Here is a 15334-nt window from a genome sequence, read left to right on the forward strand (position 1 = left end):
ACGCGTCCGTTCCACCCACGAACATGGAACACGACTACGAGGAACTCGGTCTGAAGGCTGGTCTGGAGATACACCAGCAGTTGGATACCGAGACGAAGCTTTTCTGCGACTGTCCGACGACGGTACGCGACGAGGAAGAGTCGACGCATGCGTTCCGCCGTTACCTACATCCGACACGGAGCGAACTCGGTGAGGTCGACGAGGCGGCGCTCGAAGAGAGCCGTGTCGACCGTAAGTTCACGTACAAGGCGTACGGCACTACCTGCCTCGTAGAGGAGGACGAGGAGCCGCCGCGTCCGATGAACCGCGACGCCGTCTCCGTCGCCCTTGAAGCCGCCGAGACGTTCGGTATGGGGCGTGTCGATCACGCACACGTCATGCGCAAGATCGTTATAGACGGCTCCAACACGACGGGCTTTCAGCGCACCGCGTTACTCGCTCACGACGGCGTCGTAGAGACGAGCGAAGGTGACGTACGTATCGACGCTCTCGCGCTCGAAGAGGAGTCGGCGAGACGCCTCGGCGAGACCGACGAAGGACCTGTCTTCTCCCTCGACCGTCTCGGCGTCCCTCTTGTCGAAATCGGTACAGCGCCCGACATACGGACGCCCGAACAGGCGCAGGAGACGGCGGAACGTATAGGTATGGTACTACGTTCGACCGGAAAGGTAAAGCGCGGTCTCGGCACCGTGCGTCAGGATCTCAACGTCTCGATCGAGGAAGGCGCACGTATAGAGATGAAAGGCGTGCAGGATCTGAGCGCCATAGGTGAGATGGTCGAGAACGAGGCACGTCGCCAGTATGAACTCGTCGAGATAGCCGACGAGCTAAACGAACGCGGGGCGTCCGTCTGCGGTACGTACGATGTCACCGAGGTCTTTGAGGAAACCGGATCGGGCGTTATAGACGGAGCGGTCTCCGACGGCGGTTCGGTCGTCGCCGTCGTTCTCGAAGGCTTCGACGGTCTCGTGGGACGTGAGATACAGCCCGACCGCAGACTCGGAACCGAACTCTCCGACCGCGCAAAGAAACGCGGCGCTGGCGGTGTCTTCCATACCGACGAACTCCCCGCTTACGGCGTCTCCGAAGACGAGGTGGAGGCGTTACGCGACGCTGTCGACGCCGGATCCGGCGACGCCGTGGCGATCGTAGCCGACGAAGACGCGACGGCGTGGAACGCTGTCGAGGCGGTCGCAGAACGCGCCGAACAGGCGCTCGAAGGCGTGCCCGAGGAGACGCGTGACGCGAACGAGGACGGCACCTCGTCGTACCTCCGTCCTCTGCCCGGCGCGGCGCGTATGTACCCCGAAACCGATGTCTACCCCGTCGCGCTCGACGGCTTCGAAGTCTCACCGCCCGAACTACTCGACGAACGCGCCGAGAGGTACGCCGAGAAGCACGGCTTGGACGAAGACCTCGCCGAACGTGTCGCGTACGGCGCGCGTATGCCCGTCTACGAGAAAGCCGTCGAAAGCGGATACGAACCCTCGCTCGTCGCCTCGACGGTCGAAGAAACCCTCGTTGACCTACGTCGTGACGGCGTCCCCGTCGAGGAAATCGAAGACGAAGAGCTACTCGAAACCTTCGCGCTCGTCGATGAGGACGAGGTGGCGAAGGAAGGCGTCCCCGAACTCCTACGTGGCGTCGCAGAGGGCGGTGAACCCGACGACGTTGCGGACGAACTCGGTCTCGACAGCGCCGCGCGCGAAGAGGTTGAGGAGGTCGTCGACGGGATACTTGACGAACGCGCCGACTACGTCGAGAACGAGGGCATGGGGGCGATGGGCGGTCTCATGGGGGCTGTCATGGAGGAGATGCGCGGAAAGGCTGACGGCGAACTCGTCTCCGACGTACTGCGTGAGAAGCTTCAGGAACGCGTCTCCTGAGCCTCGACGTAGATACTGTCGGCTTCGGGTAACGTATCCTTCACGGCTTTCTCGACACTGTCCGTCGCCTGCTTCAGTTCTTCCGTCGCCATACCCGCTTCAAACTCAGCCTCGACGGCGACGAGAACGCTGTCGGGTCCCATATGGAGCGTCCGCAGGTCGACCACCGAGACGACACCGTCGGTCGTTTCGACACCGTCGATAAGCTCACGCCTTTCGCCCTTGGTGACGCCCTCCCCGACTATCAGACCACGGTTCTCCCATGCGAGGGCGAGCGCGAACCCCATGAGAAGAACACCTATGAGAACGCTCCCTATAGCGTCGTAGACGTTGTTTCCCGTCAGGTCGGTAAGACCGATGCCCGCGAAGGCGACTATGATACCCGCGAGGGCGACGGCGTCTTCGGTGAGCGCGGTTATGAGGGGCGCGTCCTTCGACTTCCTGAACGCCTCCACGATCGAACCGAAGCCTTTCTCGGTCATCTCGCGTCTGACACCCGCGTACGCGTTCTTGAGCGCCCACGCCTCGAACGCGAAGGCGGCGGAGAGAACGACGTAGTTTACCGTGAAGTTTGTACCGGCGCTCTCCACGCCGAACTTGTGGTATCCGTGCCGGAGCGACGCGTACCCCGCAACCCCGAACAGTATGACCGAGACGACGAAAGCGAAGAAGTACTGCTCCTTTCCGCGCCCGAACGGATGTTCACGCGACGCGCCGTTGCTACCGAGACGCATACCGAGGAGCAGAAGAACCTGATTACCCGTGTCGCTCACCGAGTGGTACGCCTCACTCAGCATGCTTGAACTCCCCGTTATGCTCCACGCCGCGAACTTGGCGATGGCTATAAGGAAGTTGGCGATAAGAGCGGCGACTACGACGCGTTTGGTTGATGCCACACGACCAAACCGTACCCATAACCCAAAATACTTTTCCAAACCGCCGACCCTTTGCGCGTATGTCAGCCTTAGAGACCGTAGCCGTCGCCTTCTGGTTGATGTTGCCTGCCTACATACCCAACAACACCGCCGTCGTGTTCGGCGGCGGACGCCCCGTCGATATGGGGCGTGAATGGAACGGCACGCGTGTACTCGGCGACGGTAAGACGTGGCGCGGGAGCGCGTCGGGCGTGGTAGCCGGCTTCGTGCTTGCACTCTTCCTAAACGAGGCGCTCGCGCGCGGCTACGTACCCGAGTTCCTACCGACGTTCGCCCCTCTCGCCGCCCTCGGACTCGCCCTCGGCGCTATACTCGGCGACATGGGGGCGAGCTTTCTGAAACGCCGTACCGGACGCGAACGCGGTGCACCTTTCCCCGGCGTCGATCAGCTTGACTTCGTCGTCGGTGCGTTCGCCGTCACCGTACCGCTCGCCCCCGGCTGGTTCTTCGACAGCTTCACACCGGGCGTCCTCGCCGTCGTTCTCGTTATCACGCCCGTTCTCCACGTCTCCACGAACTTTATTGCGTACAAACTCGGACTCAAGGACGAGCCATGGTAACCGAGAAACAGGTCGCGGACGCGCTACGTGACGCCGACGCCGTCCTCCGCGGCGAGTTCGAGCTTTCGAGCGGACGTACGAGCGACTACTACGTCGACAAGTACGTCTTTGAGACACAGCCCGACGCTCTGCGCGTTGTTGGGAGCGCCATAGCCGAGAAGGTGACCGAGACGGACGCCGACCGTATCGGTGCTGTCGCGCTCGGCGGCGTACCTCTCGCCGCCGTCGCCTCCGCCGAATCGGGTGTTCCGTACGTCATCGCACGCAAGGAGGAGAAGGGGTACGGCACGGCAAACGCCGTCGAGGGCGAACTCGAAGAAGGCGACCGCGTCGTAGTCGTAGAGGACATCGTTACGACGGGCGCGAGCGCCGTCGAGGCGGTCGAGAAGCTACGCGACGCGGGCGCGACGGTCGACGAAGTAATCGTCGTCGTTGACAGACAGGAAGGCGGACGTGAACGCGTTGAAGAGGCGGGGTTGCGTATGCACGCGCTCACGACGGCGGAGGAACTCGTATGAGTTTTGACGCCGTGATGGACGCGCTCGGAAGCGACGAGATAACGGCGCATATCGAGACACAGAACGTCAACTCCGCCGTCCGTCTCGACTACAACGACCACGGAACACAGCATATCGGTATCGTACGCGACCGCGCGCTCGAACTCCTCGAACTCCTACGCGACGAGGTTGAGTTCGGTGTATACGACCACGAACTCGGCTTCGGCTACGAGGAGGCGCGCGTCGTCGTTGCGTGCGCCGCAACGCTTCACGATGTTGGACATCTCGTACACCGTGAGAAGCACACGAACCACTCTCTTATACTCGCCGACGATCTCCTCGATGACGTGCTCGGTGTCTACGACACGCGTGAACGCGTCGCTCTCAAGAGCGAGGCTCTACACGCCATCTACTGCCACCACAGCGGAAACGATCCCCTCACCCCCGAAGCGGGCGTCGTACGCGTCGCCGACGCGCTCGACATGACCCAAGGGCGGTCGCGTCTTCCGTACAACAAGGGCGAGCGCAGTATCGACACGGTCTCGTCGCAGGCTATTGAGGACGTGACGGTACACGACGGCGAGGACGAGTTCGGCGTACCCGTGCTCGTCGAGATAGGCATGACAAACTCCGCGGGTGTCTACCAGATAGACTCGCTTCTGAAGAAGAAGCTACACGGTAGCGGACTCGAAGACTACGTCCGTATAGTAGCCGTCAACGAGGGTAACGACGACATCGTAGGGAGGTTAGAGCTTTGATACTCTCCGACCGCGATATACGCCGGCGTCTGAAGGACGGCGATCTCGTCGTCGAACCCCTTGACGACCCCCAACTCCAGATACAGCCCGCGAGCATCGACCTACGTCTCGGAAACGAGTTCTTGGAGTTCGAACGTTCGAACATACCGTGTATACACCCGGAAAGCGAGGAGGAGACCGACGACTACACGCGTCGACGTGTCGTTGAGACGGGCGACGAATACGTCCTCCATCCGGGTGACTTCGTTCTCGGAACGACTTACGAGACGGTCGAGATACCCGACGACCTCGTGGCGCGCGTCGAAGGCAGGTCGTCTCTCGGTAGGCTTGCTGTGGTGGTTCACGCGTCGCTCCCTTATGATGAGCAGGTCTTCCTCTGGACTCCGGAGGACGGCTTCGGCTTCCACCCGATCGGCGAGGTGGTTGAGAAGGAGCTTGAGGCGCGCGCTGTCGCATTCGACCCCAAGACGCTCGAACTCTCCACACACCGTGTCACCGACCATATCACGAATCCGACAAAGGATATCTACCGCGTGGTACTCGAATCCGGGCGCGAAGTTCACGTGACGAAGGATCATAACCTGTTTACGGTCGACGAAGCGGGTCGCGTAACGCGCGTTCCGTCCGAAGAGGCGGAAGGAACCCTCGTAATGGTTCCCGACGAACTCCCCGAACCCACAGTTTCGGAGGACGAAGTAAACCTCATCAACCTTCTCCGTGACGAAGACGACGAACTGATCGCGTACGCTTCAGACGGCTCCGGGTCGGCACCGAACGCAGACTGGGACTGTGTTCCACGCGGAAGCAGACGCCACTACCGGAGCCGTGGTTCGGCACCTCTGCAGACGGTTGAGGAGCCGTCAGGTGTCGATATCGCGTACAAGCAGAGCGATTACACCCTACCTGACACCCTCGAAGTTACGGAGGAGTTCGCTTGGGTTCTTGGCTTCTACGTCGCCGAGGGATACGCGCGTCGGAAGCACGTCGTCTTCACAAACACCGAGGACGAACTTCTCGAACGCGTAGCCGACTGGTTCGACGGCTACGACGCCTCGTTGTCTTGGAGCAAGTCCGGAGGCGCGTCGCGTCTCACCGTCTGTTCCGCACTCTGGTCATCTATCTTCACAGCACTTGCGGGTGAAGGATCCGAAAAGGACGTCCCCGATACTGTGTGGAACTGGTCGGATGAGACGGTCTCTGCTTTCCTCGAAGGTCTCGTTGACGGCGACGGTTCGCGCAGGGGGACACGTACCGTTTTCTACACGTTCAACGAGAGCCTCGCCGACAACGTCTCCTATCTCTGCTCACGTCTCGGTCTGCGTAGCAACTTACGGTCGCGTGACCGTGAGACAGGCACGGAATGGGTCGTTGAGTTCGCCGAAGACCCCTACAGACGCGGCGAGTACGTGCCCCCCGTTCCCGACCTACTCCGCGAGGCGCGTTCCGACACCGGGCTGAGGATGTCGGACGTAGCCGACGCTGTCGGCTGGTCGTCGAAGTCGAGCGTGTCAAACCTCGAAAACGCCGAGCACGGCGCGGTCAAACGAGAGACGGTTCGTAAGCTAACCGATGTCTACGACGACGGGGAGCCTGCGCGCCGTATCGATGCCCTGTTGAACGGTGGCGTCCGTTTCGAGCGCGTCGAGAGGGTAGAGAAGACAGACAGGCACGAGACGACATACGACCTAGAGGTACAGCCCGATGGACGCGCGGTTGAGAACTTCGTCGGTGGACGCGGCGGTATCTTCCTCTCGAACACGGCGGGCTTCGTAGACCCCGGATACCGCGGGCAGATCACGCTCGAACTCTCCAACCTCGGAACCGCCCCTGTCGCGCTCCGTCCTGAGGAGATGCGTATCTCACAGATAGTCCTCACAGAGCTCTCGTCGCCCGCGGAGACACCGTACGGCGAGGAGCGCGGCTCCAAGTATCAGGATCAGGACGGACCGACGGCGAGCAGGATAGGTAGCGACGACGAGTGGAAGTCAGAGAAGTAACAAGGTATGACCGACCCAGAGAGCGCCGACGTTAACGAAAGATCGACCGCACGGTACCGAGACTACGGTGTCTCCGACGGGTGCAGGCGCGCCCTCGTGCGGTGGGTGGTCGTCCCCTCTTGGGTTCTACTCGGCTTTCTCGTCGTCACCTTCGCTGTCGTCCGCGCCACAGGCGTCTCCGTACCCCCCTCGTACAGGTACGCCCCTTTCCTCGTTAGCATCGTCGTCTTCGGTCTACCTCACGGTGCCGTTGACCATCTCGTACCCGCGCGCCTACGCGACGAGAAGCCTGACCTCGTATCCGTCGGACGCGTGATGGCTGTCTACACCGTCCTCGTAGTAATGTACGCAGTCGTATGGTTCGTTGCACCCGGTCTCGCCTTCGTCTTCTTCATCGGTCTGACCCTGTACCACTGGGGTCAGGGAGATCTACACGCCTCGCTCGGCTTCCTACGTACGAACCTCGGCTCGCGTCTCGGACGCGCGGTCACCCTCGTCTCGCGCGGTTCGATGCCTATGCTCGTCCCCCTCTTAGCCTTCCCCGAGGAGTACCGCGACGTTGCGGACGCCGTGATCCGCGTCTTCGACCCCCGTGGAGCCGAGACGATCGCCTTCGCTTTCGAACCCGCGTTCCGTTTCTCCGTCGGTGTCTTCCTCGTCGTCTTCGTATCTGCCACGGTCTACCTCTCGCGGTCGTCTTTCGAGGCGGGCGAACTCGCCTTACTCGGCGTCTACTTCGCAACCGTCCCGCCTATACTCGCCGTCGGATTCTACTTCTGCTTCTGGCATTCGACGCGCCATATAGGGCGTCTCATCGCTCTCGATCCCGTCGCTGTGTCGCACGTTGAGGACGGTAACGCGACGCGTGCACTCCTCCGTTTCGGACGCGATGCCGCCCCGCTCACCGCAGGCGCTGTCGTTATATTCGCGGCTCTGTGGCTCGTCGCCTCACCTCCGGCTACTGTCGAAGGCTTCTTCGCCCTCTACCTGATCCTACTCGCGGCGCTCACGTTACCCCACGCAGGCGTCGTTACACTCATGGATCGAGTCCAGCGAGTCTGGTGATACACCGAAGAGTCTCGTACTCTTCGACCCAGACGCGCCACTCGTCGAGCGTCCATCTGAAGAGCATAACCCCCTGAACGACGAGAAGGCTCGTGACAAAGAAGAAGGCACCCTCTTCGACCGGAAGACCGAGAACAGTAACCCCTGTCGTGAGTTCGTCCGAGATAATCCAGATACCGTCTTCGATAGCGAAACGGTCGGCAGAGGCAAGGTAAACCGCCGGCGGAACCACACCGGCGGCTACGACACGGAAGTTACGTACGAGGTAGTGACCGCCGTACGCCCACTGGAGAACGAAGACCGGACCCGCCCATACGAGTATCATACCGATGTAGAACGTCTCCGTACCCTGTGCCCACCACAAGCCGGCGACCGTAACACCCAAACCCGCTAAGGTAAGGAGGTACCTTGGCGTCCAACCCCCCGACCGACGTGTTTCCAGACGCGTGAGAACGAGGTAGAGCCAAAGACCGACGATAAGCGGCTGTATAACAAAAAAGAGGTACTCACCGAGAGGTATATCCCAGAAGAAGACGGATACGGTTCCCTCACCGTACCTCCAGACGCCGTTCCGTATCATATACCCGTCCCACGGTGTCGTGTACAGAAGAGCGATAACGCCGATGATCGCCGTTCCCAACGGAGAAGGGTCGTCTACATAAAGGCGTTTGCTGAGATAAGCCGCCCCAAGAACCGCGAGAACGGGCACGGTAAACAGAAGGTGGAAAGTCAGATAGTTCAACCCTTTACCCTCGTTTTCTCTTCCACGTACGGTAGTTGTGTATCCGGCATAATATAATTTTGTACCTCGGCTCTTTGTCTCGTCATGACGGCGTCCGCGCCTGCGCCGACATCCTTTGCGATGTCGCCCGAGGTTCCTCGCGCACGCGCGCACGCGCATGAAAGAAGTTAAAAACATGCGTCACAAACGGGGTAAAATACATGGCAGAAGTACTTGGAATGGGCATGAGTACAGCGGTTCTCTGGATCGGTGCATTAGCTATGCTCGCCGGTACGTTGGTCTATCTATGGCTCGGTAGGAACGTAGCGGTTTATGAACAGGACTTCTTCATAATGTCGATATCCATAACCGTTATCGCCGCTACCGCGTACCTCGCGATGGCGATGGGCATGGGACGGCTGAGCTTCAACGGTGAGGAGGTCGTGGTCGTGCGCTACATCGACTGGCTTCTGACGACGCCTCTCATAATCGCGCTCCTTGGAATACTCGCGGACGCAGACAGGAGCCTGATTGCGACCCTGGTCGGCGTAGATATCTACATGATAGCCGCGGGTTTCTTGGGGGCTATCGCCGACGGCGTCTTTGCGAGCCTCGTCTGGTGGGCGCTCGGCTCCATCGCGTACCTCATCCTTCTGTACCTTCTGCTCGGAGCTCTTTCGTCAGCCGCAGACGAACTGCCGGACGACGTTTCGGATATCTTTACAACCCTACGGAACCTTACCGTCGTGCTTTGGAGCGTCTACAGATGAGCAAGGCGAGTGCCTCGGGGCTTGACCCCGAGGGTGAAGCCGACACTCAAACGTGTTCTGTACGTTCGATATACTGTTCAATCGTCTCGCTGGATACCTGACCCGCCGTCCCAACGTAGTACGATTGTTCCCAGAACCCACCGCCCCACAGATACTCCTCCAAGAACGGTTCGTGCTGTTCCCACATCTTCCGCGCTGTGATGCTCTTCACCGTCCGCACAATCTCGCTCGGTGCGTGTTTCGGGTGGGCGGACAGGAACAAGTGTACGTGGTTGGGTGAGATGTGTAGCGACAATATCTCGTAGTCGTACTCGTCGCATACGGCGCGGAAACTTGCTTTCAGAGATCCCTTGATTGATTCGAGAATCGCATGACGGTACTTCGGACACCACAACGAAGTGGTAGTTGACGTTGTACACCGTGTGGTTCGATCGCTTCTCGCCCATACAGACAGTACGTGGACAAGGCTTAAGTATTTCAGTATCTAAGTAAGAATGTGAGATGACGAAACGACTGTCCGTTGACTTCGAGGACGACGTGTACAAGGAGTTCTCGAAGAAATGCATCGATGTTGACGAAACCAAGTCCGACGTAGTGCGTGGACTCGTCAACGACTGGCTCAACGAATCCGAAGAATGACCGACGCTCAGGCCTTCGTCAAGACGCTGGACTTCCAACTCGATATTCAGAGTAACAACGAGAGTCTGTTGTACAGCGCAACGCTCGAAGCCCGTCGAGTGTACAACGAAACCATCCGCCTCGCCAAAGAAGGCGTGGACTGGGACGCGATTCCCGACCGCGTGGCTGACGACGCCAACCTCGTGAAAAACACGACACAGCGCGTCGTCGCTAAAGCCCTCGGTGCGATGGAGAATTACTACGAGTACGACGACTTCGGCCAACCGAGCCACACCAAGGACGGCGCGTACCCCCTTCGTGCGAACTACGAGGAAGGGTACAACCTGTCGCTCACCGACGACGGAGATGTGGCGTTCCGTATCAGCGCGAAGCCCTACAAGCACGTCAAGGGCGTCCTCAAAGGTGACGACGCCCACCTCGACATTCTCAAGATTGCACTCGAAAGCGACGAGTGGAAGATTGGGACGGCTGAAGCCCTGTTCCACAACGACAACGCCGAGTTGCACGTCAACGTCACTAACACCGAACAGACCGTTTGTGACAAGCAGGACTCGCGGACGGTTGTCGGTGTGGACGTGAACGAGGATAACGTTGCTTTGACCGCACTCTCCGAGCATGGGGTTGAGGACACATTGGTCATCGACTTCCCTGAAATCAAGTTCGAGCGTCACCGCTACTTCACGATGCGAAAGCGCGTGCAGAACGCGGGGAAGGACAGTATCCACGATACGTTGGAAGGGCGTGAGGAACGGTTCGTCCGCGACCGACTCCACAAGGTATCTCGGCATATCGTGGAGTGGAGCCAGCAGTTCGAGAAGCCGTGCATCGTCTTTGAAGACCTCAAAGAGATGCGCGATAGTATCGACTACGGGACGCGGATGAACCGACGCTTGCACCACCTCCCGTTCCGTGCCCTCCAATACTACACGTCGTACAAGGCGTCGTTCGAGGGAATCCCGACTGCGTGGATTAACCCCGAGTACACGAGCCAGCGGTGCCCGATGTGCGGTCATACAGAGCGTGCGAACCGCAACAAAAAGCGGTTCAAATGTCGGTCGTGCGGGCATCAAGACCATAGCGACCGTGGTGCAAGCGTCAATATCGCTGTGAAAGGCGTGAAGAAACTCGATTGGAATGTGCCTGCTCTCAACAGCCTTCCCGTTGTTCGGAAGGTGCGACGGCAGGCATCGGGGGCCGTGGACGCCCCGACCGTGACCCAACCGACCGCCCGAGGCTATCAGGCCGACGGTCGCGTGGGAGTGTCCGACTAAACCACGGGAATCCTCGGGGTCGTACGGAAATCGAAGATTTCCGTGATGACGAGACGCTTCGCGTCTCGAACCACTTGACCCCGAGGCGGTTCACCCCGTCATATGGATACTCGGAGGTCAAGGATTTGGGCTTCTTCCGGCGGTTGCGGAGCAGGGCGGTATAGTCGCTCTCGACGTACTCTCAAAGGTAGTCTTCGGCTACATACTCCTGAGTAGCCACGAGACGTTACGTGTTCACAGCTTCTACGGTGAGGCGAGCGAAAGCCGGGCTGGTGAGAGAGCCGAACCCGCGTAGAAGGGGTAAACGTTACGTGCCGCGTCCGCGTACCGGGCGTAGTGTCAAGAAAGGATCTGCTACGTCTTTTCGAACCTGAACGTGTCGCCGTCGTCGGCGCGACGCCGCGCGAAGGCTCCGTCGGACGCGGCGTGATGGAGAACCTGCGCTCCTTCGACGGCGACGTCGTCGGTGTAAACCCCAAGCACGACGACGTACTCGGCTTTCCGTGTTACGACGACATCCCGTCTGTACCCGGCTCCGTTGACCTCGCCGTCGTTGCGGTACCCGCCGAATCCGCGGTCGATGTCGTCGACTCACTCGGTGAGAGAGGCGTCAAAAACGTCGTCGTACTGACCGCAGGCTTCTCCGAGTCGGGCGGTGGGGGCGCTGAACGCGAAACCGCGCTCGCCGAAGCCGCCGAACGCCACTCCGTCCGTCTCGTCGGTCCCAACTCGCTCGGCGTTACGAGCACACCGTCGAGCCTCAACGCCACCTTCGGTTCCGCTTCCCCGCGTGAGGGAAACGTCTCGTTCATGAGCCAGTCCGGTGCTTTCATCACAGCGGCGGTCGACTGGGCGAACGACGCGCGTATGGGGTTTAGACATATCGTCTCCCTCGGAAACAAGTCCGTCCTCGACGAGACCGAGTTCGCAGAGGCTTGGGGTGAAGACGACGGTACAGCCGTCATCGTCGGCTATCTCGAAGGCGTTGAGGACGGCGGCCGTTTCGTGCGCGTTCTCAGGCGCGTAACCCGTGAGACGCCCGTCGTACTCGTAAAGTCGGGTCGGACGGACGAAGGTGCGCGCGCCGTCTCGTCGCACACGGGGACGCTCGCGGGTAGCGACAGGGCGTACGAGACGGCTCTGCGTAAGGCTGGGGTGATACGCGCCGACGATGTCGAGGAGCTTTTCGACTTCGCGCGCGCACTCGACGCCTTGTCGCTCCCCGAAGGCGACGGCGTCGCCGTGGTCACGAACGCCGGAGGACCCGGTGTCATGGCTACCGACGCTGTCGGTGATACGTCGTTATCCCTCGCCGACCTCACCGACGGGACGTACGAGGCACTCGACGGTGCGCTTCCCGATGCGGCTTCGGTCTACAACCCGGTCGACATACTCGGTGACGCGCCCCCCGAACGTTTCGCCGACGCCGTCGAAGCCGTCGCAGACGACCCCGGTGTCTCTGCGTCCCTCGTAATCGCGTGCCCCACGACGACGTTCGACTTCGACGCCCTCGCAGAGACGCTCGTTGGTACGGACGTTGAGATACCCCTCGTCGCGTCACTGATGGGAGGCGAGGCGACACGCGAAGCACGCGACGTACTTTCGGAGAGCGACATACCCACCTACTTCGACCCCGGGCGTGCCGTCCGTTCGCTTGAAGCCGTCGCCGACTACCGACGAGCAAAGCGACGCCGGACGGGCGAGGTACGTGACTTCGACGTGAACCGTCAAAAGGCGCGTCGCATTCTCGAAACCGCCCGCGACGACGGACGCCTCGGCGTCGAAGCTACTCCGTTGCTCGAAGCGTACGGTATACCGACTCCTGAGAGCGATGTCGTCGGAAGCCCTAACGAGGCGGTGCAGGTCGCCGAGGGGATAGATGGCGACGTGGTCATGAAGATTGTCTCGCCCGACATACTCCACAAGTCGGACATAGGCGGTGTTAGGGTCGGCGTCACCCAAGACGATGTACGTGATGTATACGAGGATCTCGTCTCACGCGCCCGTTCGTACCAGCCCGACGCCGACGTCTTGGGCGTACAGGTACAGGAGACGGTAGGGGTCGATGACGGCGTTGAGACGATCGTCGGATTTAGCCGCGACCCTCAGTTCGGTTCTCTCGTCGTCTTCGGTCTCGGCGGTGTCTTCGTCGAGGTGTTCGAGGACACGTCCTTCGGTATCGCCCCCGTTACGGATACAGAGGCGCGCGAGATGGTCGACGGAATAGATGCGTCGCCCCTCCTACACGGCGCACGTGGAAGCCAGCCCGTCGACACCGAAGCTGTCGTCGAAACCGCCGAACGCGTCTCCGCCCTCGCCTCCGACTTTCCTTCGATACTCGAACTCGACATAAACCCGCTCGTTGCGTCCGCCGACGGCGTCTCCGCCGTAGACCTACGTCTCACGGTAGACAAGGAGGAGCTATGACAAGAACGACCCTACTGAGTTCGCCGACCGAAAGCACAGGAAAGACCGCCGTAGCCCTCGCCCTCGCGTCGGAGGCGCAGGAACGCGGAGACGACGTTGGCTATATGAAGCCGAGAGGAACGAGCCTCGAAAGCGTCGTGGGGAAGACGCTCGACAGCGACCCCATGCTCGCACGCGAGGTTCTGGATGTCGAGGACGAGGTTCACGAGATGGAGCCTGTCGTCTACTCGCCGACGTTTGTCGAGGAAGCCGTGCAGGGTCGTGTCGACCCCGAAGAACTCCGCGACGAGGTCAAGACGGCTTACGACAAGCTCGCCGACGGGCGCGGTTTGGTCTTCTTAGAAGGCGCGGACGTTTACACGACCGGAGGTGTCGTCGGGCTTACCGACGCCGATATAGCGCGCGTACTCGACGCACACGTCGTTCTCATCGCCGGGTTCGACGGTTACAGGAGCGTCGACGGTATACTAGCGGCGGCGCGCGTCTTCGGCGACCGTCTCGCGGGCGTCGTGCTCAACGGTGTAGAGGATCCGGGGTTCGACGACGTTGAGGGGTCGGTCGTTCCTTTCCTCGAAAGCCGCGGTATACCCGTGAACGGCGTCCTGCCTTACGACCGTTCCGTCGCCGGCGTCACCGTCGCTGACCTGCGTGACCGGCTCAACGCGACCTCACTCACCGACGCGTCACACGACGGCTACGTCGAACGTTTCCTCGTGGGGGCGATGAGCGGCGAGGAGGCTCTCCGTCAGTTCCGACGTACAAAGGACGCAGTCGTCGTCACGGGTGCCGACCGCGCCGACGTACAGAGCGCCGCCCTCGAAGCGCCCGGTGTGCGCTGTATCGTACTCGCCGGCGGACTCGAACCGCCTTCCGCGGTGGTGAGCAAGGCGCGCGAGAAGGAAGTACCGATACTGTCGGTCGGTCTCGACACTGTCGCAGTCCTCGATGAGATCGAGGAGGTCGTTCAGCACGGAAGAAAGCCCGACGCGTCGACCGTCGACACGGTTCGTGACCTCCTCACCAGACACGCCGACGTTGACGCCTTGCTCGGCGACTAAACTTCCTCGGTGCCGTAGACCGCCGCGTGGTCGTCACAGAACTCGGGTTCGCGTAGCTGTGCGCGCACCACGCCCTTCTGCCTGTGGGCGTCGTACAGACGGCAACGTTCGTCGTCACAGAACCCCTCACCGGTCGTCGCGTATCCGTAGGCTGTGAGGGCGTACCCCTTGAGCGCGTCGGTGGTACGCGGATCGTCCTCGACGAGGAACTCGCCGTCGACCTCGGTCTCCAGATACTCGCGCGGCGGTATACCGCCAGCCATCGCGTACTTCGACTTCTCCTTGTAGTACTCCTCCGGCTTCGCGGGTGCCTCGTACAGACCCGGAACGGAGACGAGAGCAGGGCTTCCGAGCACAGCGACGCGTTTGTGCCAACGTCCATCCCCGCCCCACGTTCCGAGAGCGCGGTCGATGAGTACGATGTCGACCGTTTCTTCGTCGGCTTCCGTCGTGTAAGGGTACAGTGCGCGTTGCACCGCGTAGCCGTCGTAGATAACGCCGCCTGCGCGCGACGGGTCTTCGAGCGCGCGCTCCTCGTAACGGACGATACCCGTCATCGTGTTCCCCGTTTCGGGGTCGTACGGCGAAAGGACGCGTGCCTGCGCGAGGTCGCGCGCCACGTCCTTGTCGGCGAGGAAACGGTCGTGTACCTGCACCGACGCGTCGACACGATCGTTCAGCCACCGCCCTATCTCGTCGGCGTCGGCGACCGTCGTCGGCGCTCCGTAAAGACGTACCTCGTCCACGCCT

The 15334-nt window shown here is 61.0% G+C and carries 15 protein-coding genes and 2 pseudogenes; 13 read left to right on the top strand and 4 right to left on the bottom strand.

Annotated features, from left to right (window positions below; genetic code table 11):
• Positions 1-23: 23 nt before the first annotated feature.
• On the top strand, positions 24-1886 hold the full coding sequence (gene gatE / locus EGH25_RS05435) for a Glu-tRNA(Gln) amidotransferase subunit GatE (RefSeq protein ID WP_266086631.1): 1863 nt from the start codon (positions 24-26) through the stop codon (positions 1884-1886).
• On the opposite strand, the gene EGH25_RS05440 is transcribed toward gatE, so the two are convergent.
• Positions 1868-2782 carry a cation diffusion facilitator family transporter gene (locus tag EGH25_RS05440; protein WP_266086632.1) on the bottom strand — a complete coding sequence of 305 codons (915 nt, stop codon included), beginning with the start codon at positions 2780-2782 and terminating at the stop codon, positions 1868-1870. The genes gatE and EGH25_RS05440 overlap by 19 nt on opposite strands.
• A 59-nt stretch (positions 2783-2841) precedes the next feature.
• Between EGH25_RS05440 and EGH25_RS05445 the strand changes: the two genes are divergently transcribed.
• The 6 genes and pseudogenes from EGH25_RS05445 (at position 2842) to EGH25_RS05475 (ending at position 7698) form a co-directional block, all read left to right on the top strand.
• Positions 2842-3381 carry a CDP-2,3-bis-(O-geranylgeranyl)-sn-glycerol synthase gene (locus tag EGH25_RS05445; RefSeq protein WP_266086633.1) on the top strand — a complete coding sequence of 180 codons (540 nt, stop codon included), beginning with the start codon at positions 2842-2844 and terminating at the stop codon, positions 3379-3381.
• A complete protein-coding gene (pyrE, locus tag EGH25_RS05450; protein WP_266086634.1) occupies positions 3375-3899 on the top strand; it encodes an orotate phosphoribosyltransferase in 525 nt (174 codons plus the stop codon). The genes EGH25_RS05445 and pyrE overlap by 7 nt, the downstream gene beginning before the upstream one ends.
• Positions 3896-4636, top strand: a complete 741-nt coding sequence (locus tag EGH25_RS05455) for an HD domain-containing protein (RefSeq protein WP_266086635.1) — start codon at positions 3896-3898, stop codon at positions 4634-4636. Before pyrE ends, EGH25_RS05455 begins: the two co-directional genes overlap by 4 nt.
• Positions 4633-4986: pseudogene (gene dcd / locus EGH25_RS12290) on the top strand (dCTP deaminase); the annotation flags it as partial. The gene EGH25_RS05455 and the pseudogene dcd, both read left to right, overlap by 4 nt.
• Positions 4972-6633: an LAGLIDADG family homing endonuclease gene (locus EGH25_RS12115; RefSeq protein ID WP_420841090.1), complete on the top strand. Its 1662-nt coding sequence runs from the start codon at positions 4972-4974 to the stop codon at positions 6631-6633. The pseudogene dcd and the gene EGH25_RS12115, both read left to right, overlap by 15 nt.
• Before the next feature lie 6 nt (positions 6634-6639).
• Positions 6640-7698: a Brp/Blh family beta-carotene 15,15'-dioxygenase gene (locus EGH25_RS05475; protein WP_266086636.1), complete on the top strand. Its 1059-nt coding sequence runs from the start codon at positions 6640-6642 to the stop codon at positions 7696-7698.
• On the opposite strand, the gene EGH25_RS05480 is transcribed toward EGH25_RS05475, so the two are convergent.
• Complete coding sequence (locus EGH25_RS05480; RefSeq protein ID WP_338071877.1) at positions 7670-8617, bottom strand: lycopene cyclase domain-containing protein; 948 nt, start codon at positions 8615-8617, stop codon at positions 7670-7672. The two genes, EGH25_RS05475 and EGH25_RS05480, sit on opposite strands and share 29 nt — an antisense overlap.
• 23 nt (positions 8618-8640) lie before the next feature.
• Between EGH25_RS05480 and EGH25_RS05485 the strand changes: the two genes are divergently transcribed.
• The gene (locus tag EGH25_RS05485) at positions 8641-9189 is read left to right on the top strand and encodes a bacteriorhodopsin (protein WP_266086637.1); all 549 of its coding nucleotides are present in this window, start codon (positions 8641-8643) and stop codon (positions 9187-9189) included.
• A 46-nt stretch (positions 9190-9235) separates the two neighbouring features.
• Here the strand turns inward: EGH25_RS05485 and tnpA are convergent.
• A pseudogene (gene tnpA, locus EGH25_RS05490) lies at positions 9236-9635 on the bottom strand (IS200/IS605 family transposase).
• A 55-nt stretch (positions 9636-9690) separates the two neighbouring features.
• On the opposite strand from tnpA, the gene EGH25_RS05495 reads away from it, so the two are divergent.
• From EGH25_RS05495 to EGH25_RS05510, 5 genes are all read left to right on the top strand, one after another.
• Positions 9691-9828 (top strand): plasmid partition protein ParG, encoded by a 138-nt coding sequence (locus tag EGH25_RS05495; RefSeq protein WP_266086638.1) that lies wholly within the window; start codon positions 9691-9693, stop codon positions 9826-9828.
• Positions 9825-11099 (top strand): RNA-guided endonuclease InsQ/TnpB family protein, encoded by a 1275-nt coding sequence (locus EGH25_RS05500; RefSeq protein ID WP_266086639.1) that lies wholly within the window; start codon positions 9825-9827, stop codon positions 11097-11099. The genes EGH25_RS05495 and EGH25_RS05500 overlap by 4 nt, the downstream gene beginning before the upstream one ends.
• Positions 11100-11199: 100 nt before the next feature.
• Positions 11200-11394 carry a bacteriorhodopsin gene (locus tag EGH25_RS12295; RefSeq protein WP_420841091.1) on the top strand — a complete coding sequence of 65 codons (195 nt, stop codon included), beginning with the start codon at positions 11200-11202 and terminating at the stop codon, positions 11392-11394.
• Between the two features lie 41 nt (positions 11395-11435).
• Positions 11436-13526 carry an acetate--CoA ligase family protein gene (locus EGH25_RS05505; RefSeq protein ID WP_266086640.1) on the top strand — a complete coding sequence of 697 codons (2091 nt, stop codon included), beginning with the start codon at positions 11436-11438 and terminating at the stop codon, positions 13524-13526.
• Positions 13523-14584, top strand: a complete 1062-nt coding sequence (locus tag EGH25_RS05510) for a phosphotransacetylase family protein (protein ID WP_266086641.1) — start codon at positions 13523-13525, stop codon at positions 14582-14584. The genes EGH25_RS05505 and EGH25_RS05510 overlap by 4 nt, the downstream gene beginning before the upstream one ends.
• Here the strand turns inward: EGH25_RS05510 and EGH25_RS05515 are convergent.
• Positions 14581-15330 carry a DUF7001 family protein gene (locus EGH25_RS05515; protein ID WP_266086642.1) on the bottom strand — a complete coding sequence of 250 codons (750 nt, stop codon included), beginning with the start codon at positions 15328-15330 and terminating at the stop codon, positions 14581-14583. The genes EGH25_RS05510 and EGH25_RS05515 overlap by 4 nt on opposite strands.
• Positions 15331-15334: the final 4 nt, after the last annotated feature.

It is taken from the genome of Halorutilus salinus (genome assembly GCF_026242195.1).
Classification (GTDB): Archaea; Halobacteriota; Halobacteria; order Halobacteriales; family Halorutilaceae; genus Halorutilus; species Halorutilus salinus.